General features: G+C 50.1%; 16 protein-coding genes. 5 read left to right on the top strand and 11 right to left on the bottom strand.

Annotated elements, in window-relative coordinates; translation table 11 throughout:
* Positions 1-18: 18 nt before the first annotated feature.
* The 3 genes from cpaB to B8987_RS10455 form a co-directional block, all read right to left on the bottom strand.
* Complete coding sequence (gene cpaB, locus B8987_RS10465; protein WP_084661485.1) at positions 19-759, bottom strand: Flp pilus assembly protein CpaB; 741 nt, start codon at positions 757-759, stop codon at positions 19-21.
* Positions 760-1,086: 327 nt separating this feature from the next.
* Positions 1,087-2,277: a transposase gene (locus tag B8987_RS10460; protein WP_020375712.1), complete on the bottom strand. Its 1,191-nt coding sequence runs from the start codon at positions 2,275-2,277 to the stop codon at positions 1,087-1,089.
* A gap of 101 nt (positions 2,278-2,378) precedes the next feature.
* Positions 2,379-2,558 (bottom strand): Flp family type IVb pilin, encoded by a 180-nt coding sequence (locus B8987_RS10455; protein ID WP_084661484.1) that lies wholly within the window; start codon positions 2,556-2,558, stop codon positions 2,379-2,381.
* 354 nt (positions 2,559-2,912) lie between these two features.
* Here B8987_RS10455 and B8987_RS10450 point away from each other — a divergent pair, with 354 nt between their 5' ends.
* Positions 2,913-3,677 (top strand): hypothetical protein, encoded by a 765-nt coding sequence (locus tag B8987_RS10450; protein ID WP_084661483.1) that lies wholly within the window; start codon positions 2,913-2,915, stop codon positions 3,675-3,677.
* Between the two features lie 41 nt (positions 3,678-3,718).
* On the opposite strand, the gene B8987_RS10445 is transcribed toward B8987_RS10450, so the two are convergent.
* Positions 3,719-4,888: a pilus assembly protein TadG-related protein gene (locus tag B8987_RS10445; RefSeq protein WP_176213224.1), complete on the bottom strand. Its 1,170-nt coding sequence runs from the start codon at positions 4,886-4,888 to the stop codon at positions 3,719-3,721.
* A 165-nt stretch (positions 4,889-5,053) separates the two neighbouring features.
* Between B8987_RS10445 and B8987_RS10440 the strand changes: the two genes are divergently transcribed.
* Positions 5,054-5,503, top strand: coding sequence for a hypothetical protein (locus B8987_RS10440; protein WP_084661481.1), 450 nt, complete (start codon positions 5,054-5,056; stop codon positions 5,501-5,503).
* A 12-nt stretch (positions 5,504-5,515) separates the two neighbouring features.
* Here the strand turns inward: B8987_RS10440 and B8987_RS10435 are convergent, their stop codons facing one another.
* Positions 5,516-5,923 (bottom strand): hypothetical protein, encoded by a 408-nt coding sequence (locus tag B8987_RS10435; protein WP_020376088.1) that lies wholly within the window; start codon positions 5,921-5,923, stop codon positions 5,516-5,518.
* 328 nt (positions 5,924-6,251) lie between these two features.
* On the opposite strand from B8987_RS10435, the gene B8987_RS10430 reads away from it, so the two are divergent.
* Both B8987_RS10430 and B8987_RS10425 read left to right on the top strand, forming a co-directional pair.
* The gene (locus tag B8987_RS10430) at positions 6,252-6,560 is read left to right on the top strand and encodes a metal-sulfur cluster assembly factor (RefSeq protein ID WP_020376087.1); all 309 of its coding nucleotides are present in this window, start codon (positions 6,252-6,254) and stop codon (positions 6,558-6,560) included.
* Positions 6,561-6,580: 20 nt separating this feature from the next.
* Positions 6,581-7,771 carry an Mrp/NBP35 family ATP-binding protein gene (locus B8987_RS10425; RefSeq protein ID WP_020376086.1) on the top strand — a complete coding sequence of 397 codons (1,191 nt, stop codon included), beginning with the start codon at positions 6,581-6,583 and terminating at the stop codon, positions 7,769-7,771.
* Positions 7,772-7,826: 55 nt separating this feature from the next.
* Here B8987_RS10425 and B8987_RS10420 read toward each other — a convergent pair whose 3' ends face one another.
* The 5 genes from B8987_RS10420 to B8987_RS10400 all read right to left on the bottom strand — a co-directional run bounded on the left by B8987_RS10420 (position 7,827) and on the right by B8987_RS10400 (position 12,267).
* Positions 7,827-8,183 (bottom strand): cupin domain-containing protein, encoded by a 357-nt coding sequence (locus B8987_RS10420; RefSeq protein WP_076006145.1) that lies wholly within the window; start codon positions 8,181-8,183, stop codon positions 7,827-7,829.
* A gap of 24 nt (positions 8,184-8,207) precedes the next feature.
* Positions 8,208-8,858: a class I SAM-dependent methyltransferase gene (locus B8987_RS10415; protein ID WP_020376084.1), complete on the bottom strand. Its 651-nt coding sequence runs from the start codon at positions 8,856-8,858 to the stop codon at positions 8,208-8,210.
* 197 nt (positions 8,859-9,055) lie between these two features.
* On the bottom strand, positions 9,056-10,225 hold the full coding sequence (locus tag B8987_RS10410; protein WP_084661480.1) for an NAD-dependent epimerase/dehydratase family protein: 1,170 nt from the start codon (positions 10,223-10,225) through the stop codon (positions 9,056-9,058).
* 91 nt (positions 10,226-10,316) lie between these two features.
* A complete protein-coding gene (locus tag B8987_RS10405) occupies positions 10,317-11,570 on the bottom strand; it encodes an MBL fold metallo-hydrolase (RefSeq protein ID WP_084661479.1) in 1,254 nt (417 codons plus the stop codon).
* A gap of 1 nt (position 11,571) precedes the next feature.
* Entirely contained in the window at positions 11,572-12,267 is a 696-nt protein-coding gene (locus tag B8987_RS10400) for an HAD family hydrolase (RefSeq protein WP_176213223.1), read from the bottom strand.
* Between the two features lie 334 nt (positions 12,268-12,601).
* Between B8987_RS10400 and B8987_RS10395 the strand changes: the two genes are divergently transcribed.
* The gene (locus B8987_RS10395; RefSeq protein WP_084661477.1) at positions 12,602-13,735 is read left to right on the top strand and encodes an IS110 family RNA-guided transposase; all 1,134 of its coding nucleotides are present in this window, start codon (positions 12,602-12,604) and stop codon (positions 13,733-13,735) included.
* 234 nt (positions 13,736-13,969) lie between these two features.
* Here B8987_RS10395 and B8987_RS10390 read toward each other — a convergent pair whose 3' ends face one another.
* Complete coding sequence (locus B8987_RS10390) at positions 13,970-15,199, bottom strand: IS256 family transposase (RefSeq protein WP_084661476.1); 1,230 nt, start codon at positions 15,197-15,199, stop codon at positions 13,970-13,972.
* Positions 15,200-15,278 lie beyond the last annotated feature (79 nt).

Raw genomic sequence — 15,278 nt, 5'->3', positions numbered from 1 at the left:
ACACATCCTTACAACAAATTAGGGAACTGGCGTATCAAGATTATTTAATCCATAAGGAGTGGGACGTTGCGCCTTAGTATGCGGAGACTCTAGAGCTGCGGTAAAGCCCGATGAATTTTGTTCAGCAAATAATAGAGATTCAATACGAGAAGGTGTCATTGCGACAATCAAATTGGGGCTTTGCCCGATCATAGGAGCCGATGGCGGGGTCATAGAACCGTTCACCGCTAACACTTTGACGTGGTTCATAAAATCTTCAATAACTTTTTGCCCATTTTTCTCGGTAATCGTAATAAATAAAGCAATGTTATCGCCTGGCATAATTAAACCATCGACCGCATTGGTTGACGACAAGGGAACATCTACGGCCATATCTTGAGGATTTATGCGGGCGGCTAAAACATTGGCTGTTTTAGGGAAAAATACTTCGCTGGAAACTAGAGGAACTCCCGGTGATATCGCTTCGGTTGTCCACGCTCCATTCAGAGCCTGAAGAGACGAATAAGACCCCGCAGGTACTGCAGAAGCCGGATACGTTTTCACTGTGACCAGCGCTGACGTAATGGGTTCATAAGCCGGAATAGTTTGAGATGCCACAAGAACTTGCACGGTAGGAACGTGAGTTTTCGCATTGGCCTGTTGAATGGCTATTTGGACGTAACGTGCCGAAACATAGGCCGCTATGCCAATAATCACAATGCCCGCTAGCAGCCAACGATTTATCCGAAAAAACGTTCCCATCCGCTTTGCTATAGCCATTTTGGATCCTCCTACATCGTCACATACAAGGAGGTGCGACTATCGTGAATATCATTCATTTAGTCGCACCTCGCAAAACTATGAGGCATTCGTAATATTATTAGCAATGTTGTTTAATTGATGTTTTACAGAACTGCCTAAGAAGTGAGGATTTTTCATAACTCGACGAAGCACGACTGTGGATAACTGTCCCTTCCAATGATGACACCCTTCTCAACGTTCTGACACGGGTTCGGAAAGGATGATTCTCGCGCCATGGCAATACGATGCCCGGCGAACGACCCCGGATCGCTCGCCTCACCGCCGAGGCGTGATAGGAGCGGAATGCTATGAAACGGTGGAAGCCAGCACCGTCGCGGCCAAGGCAATGACTGCGAAGAGATGATGGGTATGCACCTTTCGTCGTCCGCGCACGCGGACGGTGCGGAGATTCAGTTGTTCCTTCAGGTAGCTGAAGGCCCGTTCCACGCTCGTCCGCAAGTTATAGAGGGCATCCCATGTCGCCGTTCCGCGCACGATGCGCCCCACTTCGCGGGGATTGTCAGCAATCGCCATTTTCTGGACATAGCCATAGTTCGAGGGGGAACACCATGCCATGCCCATGGGACACTCGACATGTCCTGTCGCATGGGGACATCGAAACTTTTGGGTCTCCGTGGTCGCATCATAGCCCGCTAACGTCAGCGGGTAACCCATGGAACAGGTTGGACGCCCCAGGGTGTTGCGACCCTCGGGTGCCTCACCCCCGTGGCGATTGAGCGGGATAATGGGAATCAGTCCTTGCGCATGGAGATCCTGATACAGGGTCGCCTGATCGTACCCGGCATCGAAAATCGCCACCTGCTGCCCCATGTTCCGGTCGGTGGTGATCTGGACCAGCGGTCGGGCCATGTTCACGTCATGCACCATGGCTGTCGTGGTCAGCGCAGCCAACGGAAAGAGGCTCCCGGCCGCCACCGACAGATGCAACTTGTAGCCGAACCACCGATATTTCTGGCCCTTGGGCCCGGTCTTCATCCCCCAACTAGCCCGCTCGAGATCTTGCGCGTCGGCATGCCGACGCGTTTTCTCATAGGCGGGGATGTCGGACGCATCATACGCCGCCACGTCATCCGGTACGAGATGGCGTTCCCGTGCCGTCTCAACGAGTTGGGCATGGATGACTTGAAGGCTCGTACAGCGACTCAATTGGTTAAACAGACGCGAGAAGGTCGCCGCCGAGGGGACATCGGATTTCCCGCGATAGCCGACAATCCAGCGGAACACGGGATCGCGGCGCAGGCGAGCCCGTAAGGCTTCGGTGGTGGGAATTTGCTCCACCGCTTTCGCTATATAAGCGCGGATCATGGTCGGTCGATCATGCTGTTCCGGGCGGCCCGTGCGGGCCGGTGGTGGTAATGCCGCCAATGCGGGGCTGAGGGGTACCTGATCTAAAATTCGCTGCAACTGGTCATCCCATTCGGTATCTTTTATCCAATCCTGCAGGGAAAAGAACGATGCTTGGCGAATAGAGTACATGGTGAGTTCCTCCTCTTGGCTTGTTTGGTTGGGTAACTAAAACTTCGCCAGGGATGGTAGGAACTCCTTTTTGCGTCCGATTCAGGGGGAAATATTTTCTCTCAGGCTACAGACCCCTTGGGAGTCGCGGGTTTTGAGTTATGAAAAACCCTCAAGTGTAATGCTACGATTACAACCACGGCAATAAGGGCTAAGATTAAAGCATACTCGACAAGAGCCTGCCCATCTTTATCTTTAAATCGCGTGAAAAGAGCCATCAAAAACGCCTGTAAATTTGCCAAAATAATCCTCCCATTTCTCGTAAACTTTTCGTAGAACTTCAACGCCACTTAGCAAGAGACAATATTTTCCTGCTTAATTTCAACATTCGACGCAAAATTCCTGATTCCTTCTTTATTCATCCCACTTTTTGCGTTTTCGCTGACTTTTTAAAGGGTTTTTTAAAAATACCGAATCAAGTGTTAGCAATTATGTGAGGAGAATATCGTGCCCAAATTACCTGAACATGTAAAGAATATTTTGTTGATTTTTTCACTCCACGAATTGTTGGTACTGCGAACCGCTCTGATACCGTACCCTCATTCATCCCTTTGGCTTCTTTCCCATACGAACAACTTTTCTTCTCATGCGGTACTGTGGTTCCTCTGAAACTAACGGAAAAACAGACCGATATAGCGTTGTTACTGTTTGCATTAAATCCAGCAGCGGTTTTCTACTCCACAATCTACCCTGAACCTCTCCTTGTCGGACTATGGCTGCTGAGCTTAATATTCGCCCAACGCCAATCCTATTGCTGGGCCGCTATAGCTGCTGCTTTTGCATCCCTAGCACATCCTACCGGTGCCCTAATTGGAATCGTTCCGCTTAGGTTTTTCACTAACTCCTTGCTCACCAAAAATTGGAATTCTAACCCCAAATATTTGATCTGGGGAAACGGGGTTATCATAGGTTTGAGCAACTTTATGGTCTATTCTCTAATCCACTGGCATACAATGCTGGGACTCTGGATTGGTGAAAAAACATGGCACTTTCAATGGATTGGGCCATGGAGACAATTTACCCTCATTCCCACTCAGGATGTCTTTGCAATGATGTTTTGGATATTATTGTCTATGCCTTTTATATTAGGATTAATATTGTTAATCCATCAATCCCCCGAACCGATCATGAGACTACCATTGATACTATTTACCGGCACAATTCTTGTTGTATCGCTAAGCTTTTATGCTGACAACCAACCCTTTCATAGCACCATTCGTTTGATGAGTGTTGATTTTCCTGTTTACAATGGATTATCTAATATAAACAACCGATATGTTCTTCGAACCATTATCGTTCTTTGGGTTGGTGCCGCAATTTATGGATCGATTCTTTTTACTCACCAATGGTGGTGGCAATAATCAACTAAATAATAGTTGAGCACAATCGTTGACTTTGTCGTTCACGATCCAAAATTTGATACAAGCCGGGCACTATATGACAAAGATAAATTGGTTGTATTGTCCGATGACACGGTACTACTGATAGAATAACGGTGATCAATAGTGAAACTAAATCCAATGCCCGGCTCACCGTGTGTGTCATGTACAGAATCAATCGTGGCGGTCACAAAACCGTAAATCTCTACGGTTTTAGCACTATCATTTGGACAGTTCTGCTTTGAGCTGGCATTTTGATCATAGGTATAGGGATAAGCTACGGGAAGCACTACAGTTTGCCCTGGAGTAACGAAATGTAATTCATGTTTCCACTTATTGGTGCCAGAATTACCCTTAATAATTTCACCGACTTGCAGCGAGGAATATGTTTTATTATTGTACCAACCAAATCCACCATCGCCAAAGATTCCGCTTTTGCTACATCCGGTTCCTGAAGTTTTACCAGATTTATGATAGGCAATGACGTTGGACGAAGCAATTCCCGAGGTCCACGACGGTACATATCCTGAACCGTCTCCTCTGTATGCTGCATATACCGCTCCATCGCTCCAATAATTTCGCCAATTTCCCGTAGCAGATAAAGGATTACTCACGGGTAGCAATAAGGGGAGCACTAAGCCATTTGAAATTTGAAATTGAATTACGTCCTCAGCTGTAGCTTTTGGTGTGATTTTCGCGGTACCTACACCTAATGCATTGCCAAAGTTCATAGTCGTGGTCCCTGAAGATGTGACTTGTACATAAATGGGACTGTTAATGGTGAGCTGAATACTGCTCAGATCGGAACTTACTTTATCCTGAGTGTTAAGAGAGCCAATGTAATATGTCACTGTGCAGGTATTTAAGGAGTTGCTATGCGCTATCGCTGTCCTTATATTCTTTTCGTATATTTTTTGCGCTAATGTCGTAGGATTTGTTAAAGAAATATCAACATAGCCCTGTGTTGCCGAATTAGATGAGGATATTTGTGCATTTATTTCGGTCGCCAGTGTTTGTGCAGCAGCTAATGCAGCGGCACTGGAAGCCGACTGTGCTTGATTACGCAATGCAGAAACTTTACCATAATCGATCGTCACAGCAGCCGCACCAATAATTAATCCCATAAAGAGGATAACGATGGGCAATGATTGGCCTTTGGTATCCCGTAAACCCCTTGTATTCATAATCATCATATTTACTCCCGTACCTATCCTTTTATTTGAATATACGCACATGATGCATCACCTGTAAATCTTTTACAGGATAAATCCTGGATTTTCTCCAAACTTTTTTCACTTTGTGCTTTATCCTCGAAACCTGTAGAATATAAGCAAAATGGGGCGGAAGGACATCTCGGAGTGCGCAAATGCAAAGGGATCATTTTTTTATTGGCTGGGATAATGTTTTTCAGCGTTTTTAACAGTCCAATTTGGGCGTCTAGTGCCATTCGCTTGGTCGTAACGCCCAAACCTCTTCAAGCACCTAGCGAGACCACGTTTATTGTGGTGAGCCAGAAGGTGATTCCTGGAACTATCGAACTCGAATTTGATAATCATACCCATATCGTGTTGCCATTAAAAAAAGAGGCGACGCATGAATATGCTGCCTCCTATCTCATTCGCTCTCTAGGTCATTTATCTGTTACGGTGGACGATCGCCACCATCATCCCTTGCTTTATGAAAATTACGTAGTGTCCAAAGCTCCCTCACATTTTCTCAGCAAAGTGGTTATTGCCGTCATTTTTTTCGGAATCTCCATATGGTATTGGCGCCGAGCTCAGCGTTATACCGGTCCCCAACAAAAATAACAGGCCATTTATTTAAACCGTATCGGTCGTCACTTGAGATTCCAAATGACTTGGAGACGTAGCCACATCGCTTAACCAAACCCATGCCAGATAGGCAGTGACCAACGCTTTTCCATTCGTTCGCCCGACCAACCGAAACAACCAAATCAAACGCGTCTTTAAGCGTTTAGGCAACAACGGATAACGCACTAAGGACCGCGATGCTAACGCAGCCCCTAACCATACGGCATGCGTCACGCCCGAGACTTGACCCGGAACAGCTTCCGGCACTAATTTGGTCCACTGATTTTCTAGCATTGCCCAGATATGTTTTCTAGCGCGGCGACGTCCTTCCTTGTTTTTCGACCAAGAAAGCCGCAAACTCCACCACATTAGACGCCAAAGACTGGCATGCGACTTGAGTCCTTTCATGGTTCTCATGGTTGCTCCCCCATATCAGTTTTCTCTCATGAATGAAAGATAATGAGACCGTGATAGGGATTGATTCAACCAGACCTAATATAACTATTCGTAGTGTGACCAAATTATGCTGGTGTATGCATCCAGTCCAAGAAATTTTTTCCCCAACCTCCACATCGCCAACTTGTTGTTTGCTAACGCACTAGGTCCCCGTGCTAGCGTTTCGATTCACAGAAAAAATGAAAACGCGGTATAATACCTAGTGAAATGCTCGGAAATAACCCCCAAAGTCCTGCTGCTAGGCATTATGCAGGAATTCAGACGAATTCAGACGAAGGAGGCTTTTTGAATGGCTACAACGGTTACCAAAGACCAAGTCTTAGAAGTCCTCAAAGAGGTCACCGATCCGGAAATTGGCGTGAACGTGGTTGATTTGGGTTTGGTCTATAATGTCGAGGTGCACGATGACGGCGTAGTTCAAGTCGAAATGACATTAACGGCCCCAGGTTGCCCGCTCCATGACACCATTACTAGAACGGCCGAAATGGCAATCGAAACGATCGATGGAGTTAAAGAAGCCCATGTTGATATTGTCTGGAATCCTCCATGGACTCCTGATATGCTGACCGATGAGGGCCGTCGTCTCCTTGGCTTCTAAAATTTTTGTGAGGTGAATTTATGTTAGATCAAGCCCGGGTAATGCGCGCTTTAGAAAATGTCTATGATCCCGAGTTACATCAAAGTATTGTCGCCTTAAATATGGTTCGCAATGTCGCCATTGAACCCAGTGGCCGTGTGGCTCTTGATATTGCCCTCACGGTTGAAGGCTGCCCACTGCATCAAAAAATTACGGATGATGTCAATCATGTTTTACGTCAAGATCCGGAAATCACCGATGTGGCCGTCAATTTAAGTGTCATGAACGAACAAGAACGGAAAAAAGCCTTTCAAAAGGCATTCGAATCGGCACAACAAAACCGGGCACAAGGTGCCACGTCGGCAAAACCCAATGTGACCCCTCCAACTACCTCTTCCAATACCCGACAAGCTCCGGTGATTGGTCCCTTACCGGGACAAGGTCCCGCAGAAGGCATGATGTCTGATGCGAACAAGACGGTCGTTATCGGTATTGCCAGTGGTAAAGGTGGAGTAGGCAAATCCACCATCACGGCCAATTTGGCCGTGGCCCTCAACAAGCTCGGAGCTCGCGTTGGCATTATCGACATGGATATTTATGGATTTAGTCAAGGGCGCATGTTTGGCGCTAAGGACAAGGCCCGCGTCAACGAACAAGAAAAAATCATTCCTTGGCAAGTTCATGGTGTCTATTTAGTCTCCATGGGCATGTTTGTGGAAGAAGGACAGGCTATCGTCTGGCGTGGACCCATGTTAGGGAAAATGATGCAACAGTTTTTTACCGATGTGGCCTGGCCTGAACTGGATTACTTGCTCATCGACTTGCCACCGGGTACCGGCGATGTGGCATTAGATATCGCACAAAAAGTGCGCAAAGCCAAATTAGTCTTAGTCACAACGCCCCAAGAGGTTGCCACCTATGTAGCCCACCGGGCTGGAGATGTCGCCAAAAGAGCGCATCAAGAAATTATCGGTGTAATTGAGAACATGTCCTATGTCCTGTGTCCACATGGGGACCGCATGAATATTTTCGGTTCAGGTGGTGGCAAAGCCTTAGCGGATTTGTTCCGTGTTCCCTTACTCGGTCAAATTCCCTTGGAATCTACCGTGCGTGAAGGAGGAGACGAAGGCGAGCCGGTCGTCGTATCTGATCCCGAGTCTTTATCTAGTCACGTGTTTCTCGATATTGCCGCGCGCATTAAGCACCGCATCGAAGAAGAAGCCGCAGGTTAACCTGCGGCTTCTTTCTTGTTAGCCAGCTCGGCAATCCACACCAAGTCGTAACCGTTTAGGGGGCTGAAGTTCCTTCCCGTCCATAGTTATCTTCTAATCGCACCACATCGTCGAGTTCCGGCGTTGAGACTTCCATCACTTCGAGATCTGTGAGCGCAGTGAGACGATGTTTCGTCAAAGGAGGCACTTCAACCGCTTCTCCTGGGCCCATGCGTCTTAACTCATCGTTAATTAAAATCTCTGCCTGGCCTGCCACAACATACATACTTTCATGTTTCACATGATGATACTGCAAACTTAAAGACTGTCCTTGATTCACATGAATCACTTTACCCACATAACGGTCAGTAACGGCCCACCATAGTTCGTAACCCCATGGTTTTTCAACCCGCTTCATAACGTCCACCTTCATTTTATCGTCACATGCCCTTGCCGATTATACCACTTGACCCTCCTTTTTGGCAGAAATGCTATACAACAACGGTTTTTGATAGACATCAACAATACTGAACCCGGCTTGCCTCAAGAGACGGACCATTTTGGGTAAAGCAATGAAATGAGGATCAGGCCAGAATTCTGTAATAACGAGTTTCCCGTCCCGGTTTAACACCCGACCCGCTTCTTTAAGTGCTTCCACCCGGTGGGAAGTGGGGATCTCACCTAACATCGCCACCATAATGACCCGGTCCATGCTGCCATCCGTCCACGGCATCTCTAAGGCATTCGCTGTGGCGAGTCCCGTTCTGGACATCAATCCATGTTGGCTAAGACGCTGCTCCGTTTTCGCAACGGCATCACTTTGAATATCAACCCCAAAGGCCTGTCCGCCTTCCCCGACCCGTTTTGCAATTTCTTCCAAAATAACGCCCACACCCGTGCCTATTTCAAGGACACGCAACCCCTCTAAATTCCCTGCCAAACGCAAGGCATCGCGGGGACCAAAATAGGAAACCCGCAGCGGATTGGTTAGAAAAAACTGTTCAATTTGCACTGGCATCGGTTTGGGACGCAATTTCCCATTAACCCGCACGGCAATAAAACCTAATCCTAACGCACCTAAAAGTCCAAGACCCCACTCACGTTTCATTGGCACCGCTCCTTCTTCACCGATCAGGGTGACGCATCACACACCCTCATCTCTATTTCCATTATCTCTTCTTTCAGTAATGATAAATCATCATAGCCATTCTCTACCGTGAATTTTTTCGTTTCACTCTGCCTTAGGCATAATAAAAAATAACAAGCCGGTGACATTCCGGCTTGTTAAAACAGTTTGAGACAACCTTAGTCGTTATTGTATAAAGGATTGCGCGTGCGCCGCCAATTGACAAAGGTTCGGATGACATCCCAGTTTACGCGGTCCTTGTATTTCTCAATCACACCAAATAATGATTGAATCAAGGTATCAGAGAGTAAGTGGGGTACAAGACCCAGATCAATTAATTTCGTATGCCGCGCATTAAAATAATGGGTTAACGCTTCTGTTCGTGGATCTTCCACCAGTTCAACCTGAACTTCTCCCGGATAGGTTTTGGCCACTAACTCCGCCAATTCTTTAATCGAAAATTCTTCCGTAAACTGATTAAACACTCGATATTCGCCGCGCTCGGGCGGGTTTTCGGCAGCAATTTCAATGCAACGAACGGTGTCGCGAATATCTAATAATCCACGTTTTTGTTCGCCTACTCCGTAAACCGTCAAAGGATGTCCTAACACCGCTTCGATACAAAACCGGTTAAGCACTGTCCCAAAGACCCCATCGTAATCCAAACGGGTAGCTAAATCAGGATGAAGAACGGTTTGTTCGGTTTCTACCCCATAAACAATGCCCTGGTTCAAATCCGTGGAGCGAAGACCAAAGTTTTTACACGCAAAGAGGATGTTATGACTGTCATGCACTTTCGATAGGTGATAGAAAGAACCCGGCTGCTTAGGATAGGGCAAAATGTCCTTTCGTCCATTATGCTCGACTTCTAAAAAGCCTTCTTCAATATCAATATTGGGTGTGCCATATTCACCCATAGAGCCGAGCTTGACCAAGTGAATGTCCGGGTTTAAATCCGCAATCGCATAAATCACGTTGAGGGTCCCGACAACATTATTAACCTGCGTGTACACGGCATGTTCACGGTCAATCATCGAATAGGGGGCGGAACGTTGTTCCGCATAATGCACTATCGTGTCAGGCTTAAATTCTTCAATCATGCGATATACAAAACCGGCATCGGTCATGTCGCCTACATACACGTTAATTTTACGGCCGGTTATGTCTTTCCACGTTTTGACCCGTTGCTGGAGCGACGCAATGGGAACGAGACTTTCTGCGCCCAATTCATAGTCATATTGGCGGCGAACAAAATTGTCTGCCACAGCAATATCGTGGCCTTGATGTGAGAGATAGAGGGCCGTCGGCCAGCCTAAATATCCATCTCCCCCTAAAATCAAAATTCTCACGCAATATCCTCCTACGTTAATAACAATTTACGAAATTCTGCCCAAAACATTATAATATGACATTTGATTCCTGCCAAATAAAGAATATTGCTCAGATGCTGTCTAAATCATAGATACGGCCTCGTTCCGGCAGCCAGCGTTTAGTGCCTGGGGGAGGCCATAATCTATCGGGCTCTTGCGAGTGCAACGGAAAGACCACTTTGGGATGGATGATTTCAAGCAACTCACGTAAACCATCGGGACTGGCATGACCCCCAGTGCCAATAGACCAAAAAGATGTGTGGACATAACGTAACCAATCTTGCAATACAGGCCATAAGGGATCAAAGGCGCCTAATGGAGCACCATTGGCATGCACAAAGACCGATCCGGGACCTAGGGGCAGGTCTAACATCAATGGCCAATCACTCGGGATGAGTTGCAACACATAATGGTCCGGATTTTTCGTGATGTCGGGCAAAAGCTCTTCACTAAACGCGCGCACATCGAGCCCCATGGCCTGAAGAAATGCTGCGGTCGGCTCAGACCATAAAATGTCTCGGTGATGTGCCTGGGCAATCTTGATAAAAGCTTGGATGCGTTCAAGATTGCGGGGATAGACCGTTAAGAGGACAAGGCCTGGTGTGTTCTTTAAAATCTTAGAAAAGTCCTGGTCCACCTCGTATTCTGTGCGGATAGGATCTTTAAACCCAAAGGACAGGGTCGTGCCTTCAATGACAAGAGCCGTACATCCCTCAACTTTGTGCGCAAAACCCAAACTTTTTTCGGGATGCCTACCGTGTAAACGAATATCTCCGGTAAAAGCTACCAACCCACTATTTGTGGCTACGCTATATCCTGAAGCCCCAATAATATCGTGGTCAACATCATAACGAGTGACTGTAAAGGGGCCAAAGTTCAAGGGTTTCTCCGCTTCTAACGGGCGCAAGGAAGGCCAATGTCCCTCAAAAGCTTCGCCTGCCTCGCGCGCTGCACGCATGATCTCGATGGTATCCGGCGATGCCCAAATGGGAATGTGGGGATCGATATAACCCGTAAGGCCAATGTGATCGAGGTGCGCGTGAGTAATAAAGACCGCCGTTTTGTGGTCATTCCCCACTTTTAATTCATCCACGCCTTTGGCCAAATCGGGATCGTAGATATGAGATAGCCAGGGGGCATCACCGGTTCGGAGGCGATCAGATAACGCATGCGAAAGACGCGGTACAATACCCTGCCGATACAATCCTCCACCAGGATTAAATTCCAAACCAAAATCTAACAGCACCCGCCATCCGTCTTGCTCAATGACTATTTTGCTCGAACCAATAACTCCGACCCCGCCAAAAAATTGAATGGTCGCCATATTATCCGTTTGTCCCTTCCTTACACCGTTGTACCCAGGTTTGAATGGGGGAATACAGTTCTTCTAGCGCCGTAACCTGATAGGTAGCAGGTCCTGGAAAAATGCGGCGAGGACTAATATGCCCCGTGATCCATCCATGCTGAATCCCTGGCACAATATCGTTATTATAATGGTCCCCAATACTAAAAATCTGGTCCGGTGCATAATCATCATGGGTAATTTCCGAAACCAGCGTGACGAGTCCTTCAGGCTTCCCTGCTGCGGTTTTGATCACATCGAAGAGCCCTGTTAAACCGAGCTGTTCTAATAAGGGCCAGGCCGCTTCATCAGGACTATTACTGGCCACGGCCAAAATGACCTGGCCTTTAAGATCATGAAGAAATGGCTTGAGACCGAACGGGAGTTCCAGAGGGCACTGCCCGCTTAGCATGTAACGTCTGGTAGCCATAAACGCCTCCTGCCACTGGTCAGGATCTAATGTCTCGCCAAAGGGCTCCATAAGACGCACGACCGCTTCCCAATTATCGGAGGCTTCCACGGGTTGTTTGCCTGTCAAATGGTCTTTTACCCGTTTTAAGTAGGCTTGACCCACCTCTGGGGGTAAAAACCGGCTTACTTGCTCAGCATAATACCAGTACGGGGCATCGCCTCGGTATAATGTTCCATCCAAATCAAAAATAATTACGGGTTTTGCCAACACCTCAAGCCTCCTTGGAGTAGAGTCCGATATCGTGTGTGGGTATGATGGGAATCAAGCCCCGACACGCGGAGCAGGAATCGGCGGGCCATCTGTCGAACTGCTCGGTATTTCGTGGGCGAGCCGTGCGATGTCGCCGGGCGGAACGACTCGGTATTTTACATGGGCCTGCACGCGATGCAGCGGTTCGCTTAGTGTGTGTGAGTGAGTTCCGCCCCGCGCACCGCCCACATGAGCCGGTTCGGCCGGAGACTCGGATACGTGAATGCCAACAGGCACGGAATCATCTAGACATCACCAGCCACAAGATCATGGGAAAGGGAGGATAGGCGCCATGACGCGGTTCATGGGATTGGATCTGCATAAGAATTATATTCATGGCTATGTGTTTCAACCAGGCCAAAAAGGCACGCATTTCCGGTTTCTCAACACTCCCGACGAGTGGGCCCGGTTTGTCGCGACGCAACTCACGCCGGAGACCGCCGTCGCCATCGAAGCCACCGGAAATGCGTTCACAATCTATGATCGCTTGGTGGACTACGTCCGTCAAGTGGTGGTCATTCATCCGGCCGGGCTGAAGGGCCTCGGCGGCGGGCGGCACACGGACCGGATTGACGCAGAACGTCTGGCACAATTGATGGCGCTGGGTACCTACACCTCCGTGCAGGTGTGGGTGCCGCCCGCCGAGGTGCGGGCAATCCGGGCGTTGATTACCCAAGTCCGCGCTTGCCAGCAGCAGGAGACCGCGTGGCGGAACCGGGCGCGAAATCTGTTGATCCGTACGGGCTATGCGGTCCCGCGGACGGTGGCCTTGCGGGAGTGGTTCGCCGCCCAGGGGGCGGAACTCGACGAGACGCTGCAAATCGTTTTCACCAGTGCGCTGACGATGGCCGAGCAGGCGCAGCAGGAAGGGGATCGCTTGCGGGGCGAGATTCTCCGGCGCTTGGCGGGGTACCCCGAGATGGCATGGCTCTGGAGCGTGCCTGGCCTCGGGGCCTGGACGGCTGCCGTGGTGTGGGCCTGGCTGGGCGATCCTCAGCGGTTTCGGTCGGCCCGCCAAGTCGGGCGGTATGCCGGATTGGATCCCAGCGTCCATCAATCCGGCGAAGCCGATTGGCGCGGACATATCAGTCATCAAGGGCCGGCGATTCTGCGGCAAGTGCTGGTTGAAGCAGCTTGGTGGGCGATTCGGGCGAAGGACACTCCCCTGCGAACATTTTATGCCCGCGTCGTCCCCCGACTCGGCAAACGGCGAGCCATTGTGGCGGTAGCGCGCAAGCTTCTCCTGGCCGCCTGGCGCGTGTGGCACGAGCAACGGCTGGCCCACGAAGTCGACCGGCGACGGTATCAGAAAAAACTTAGTGCCATTCGCGCCATCCTGCGCACCGTGCCGTCGTATCCGTTGACCGACCGATGGCAGATTCTGACCGGTGCAGAAGGTTCTGCTCCGGACCGCGCGGCGACGTAGGCTCGGGGACAACCCGTTTTGTCGACCTAAGTGGGGGCCCGGGCCGGGCCTAGAACTCATTCTCGCGGACAACCGCCCTCGGGCCAGGCGACCCTGACGGGCGGCTAAGGCCGGCCTGGCCCTGCGGGCGGTTGTCCGCGTCAGACACCTCAAGCCCGGCCCGAGACAAGAATTTTCACCCCGGGGCTTGACTCCCACCATACGTGTAAAAGCGTTCCCTTGGTTTGCGAGTCGTTAGGCGACGACCGCTGGTCCCGCATGAGGCGGCCCATCCGCCGCCGCTTCAGACCGTTTCGCCTGCCAATACGGTTCGAGGTTCAGGTACCGCGGGCCGGTCGTCCACACCTCATGCTGCTCGAGCAACAGCGCGCCGACCAGGCGGATCGCCGACTCCCGGTTCGGAAAAATCCGAATCACCCGTTCTCGACGCCGGATCTCGGCATTGAGCCGCTCGACGCCATTCGTCGTGCGTAATCGCTGGCGCAGCGACGCGGGGAGCTGCAACACCGCCAGCGCGTCCTCGAGCCCGTTCTCCAGAATCGCCACGGCTCGGGGAGCCCGCTCGGCAAAGTCCTCGAGCAGTTTGGCCCACAAGGTCTCGACCGTGGTCCGGTCGGGAGCTTCGAACAGCGCACGGAGACGACCGTGGAGTTCCTCCTGCACCGCTTTGGGGGCGGCATCGAGGACATTTCGCGTCAGATGCGTTTGGCACCGCTGCCAACTGGCCCCTTGGAATTGCTGTTCGATAGCCTGCCGCAGCCCGCGGTGACTATCCGAGACAACGAGTTCGACGCCCGTTAAGCCCCGATCCTTGAGGTCGGTAAACACGGTGGTCCACGTCTGCTGGGACTCACTGTCCCCGATCCAGAATCCGAGAATTTCTCGGTACCCCGCCGCATTAATGCCGGTCACCACACACCCGCTCCGGGACCGCACGGCCCCGTTCTCGCGGATTTTCAGGACCAAGGCATCCACAATCAGAAAGGGATACCGTGTCTCTGCGAGGGATCGGGTTCGCCATTGCTGGACCGCCGCCTCTAAACCTTTCGCGAGGTCCGACACCGTGGACTTCGAAAACGCGGTGCCACACAACTCTTCGGTGATCCGCCGAATTTTGCGGGTCGACACCCCATTCACCACCATTTCCATCAACGTTAACACCAGCGCTTTTTCGTGCCGTTGGTAGCGGTCAAAGAGCGTCGGACTAAACTCGCCGTCCCGCGTCCGCGGGACCTCTAGCGTCACCGTGCCGACGCGCGTCGTGAGGTGCCGGCTCCGCGACCCATTACGATATCCGCGCCGGTCTTCGGTCCGTTCATACCGGTCGGCCTGAAGATGTTCCGTCACTTCCGCTTCCAACACCTGATTTAAGACCTGTTGTACTAAGAGAGCCAAGGCATTGTCTTTTTGTCCCATAAGGGCTTGGATTGTTTGATCATCCAGTGTAATCTGATGGTGAGCCATTGTGTCATCCTCCTAAGATTTGTGAGTTGTCTCGCTTTCAAATCTACCAAGGAAACGCAATGGCTTTGAAATTTTTAAG

It is taken from the genome of Sulfobacillus thermosulfidooxidans DSM 9293 (assembly GCF_900176145.1).
GTDB classification, from domain to species: Bacteria; Bacillota; Sulfobacillia; order Sulfobacillales; family Sulfobacillaceae; genus Sulfobacillus; species Sulfobacillus thermosulfidooxidans.
Note: the sequence above shows the minus strand (reverse complement) of the source record. Positions and strands in the feature narration are given on the sequence as shown.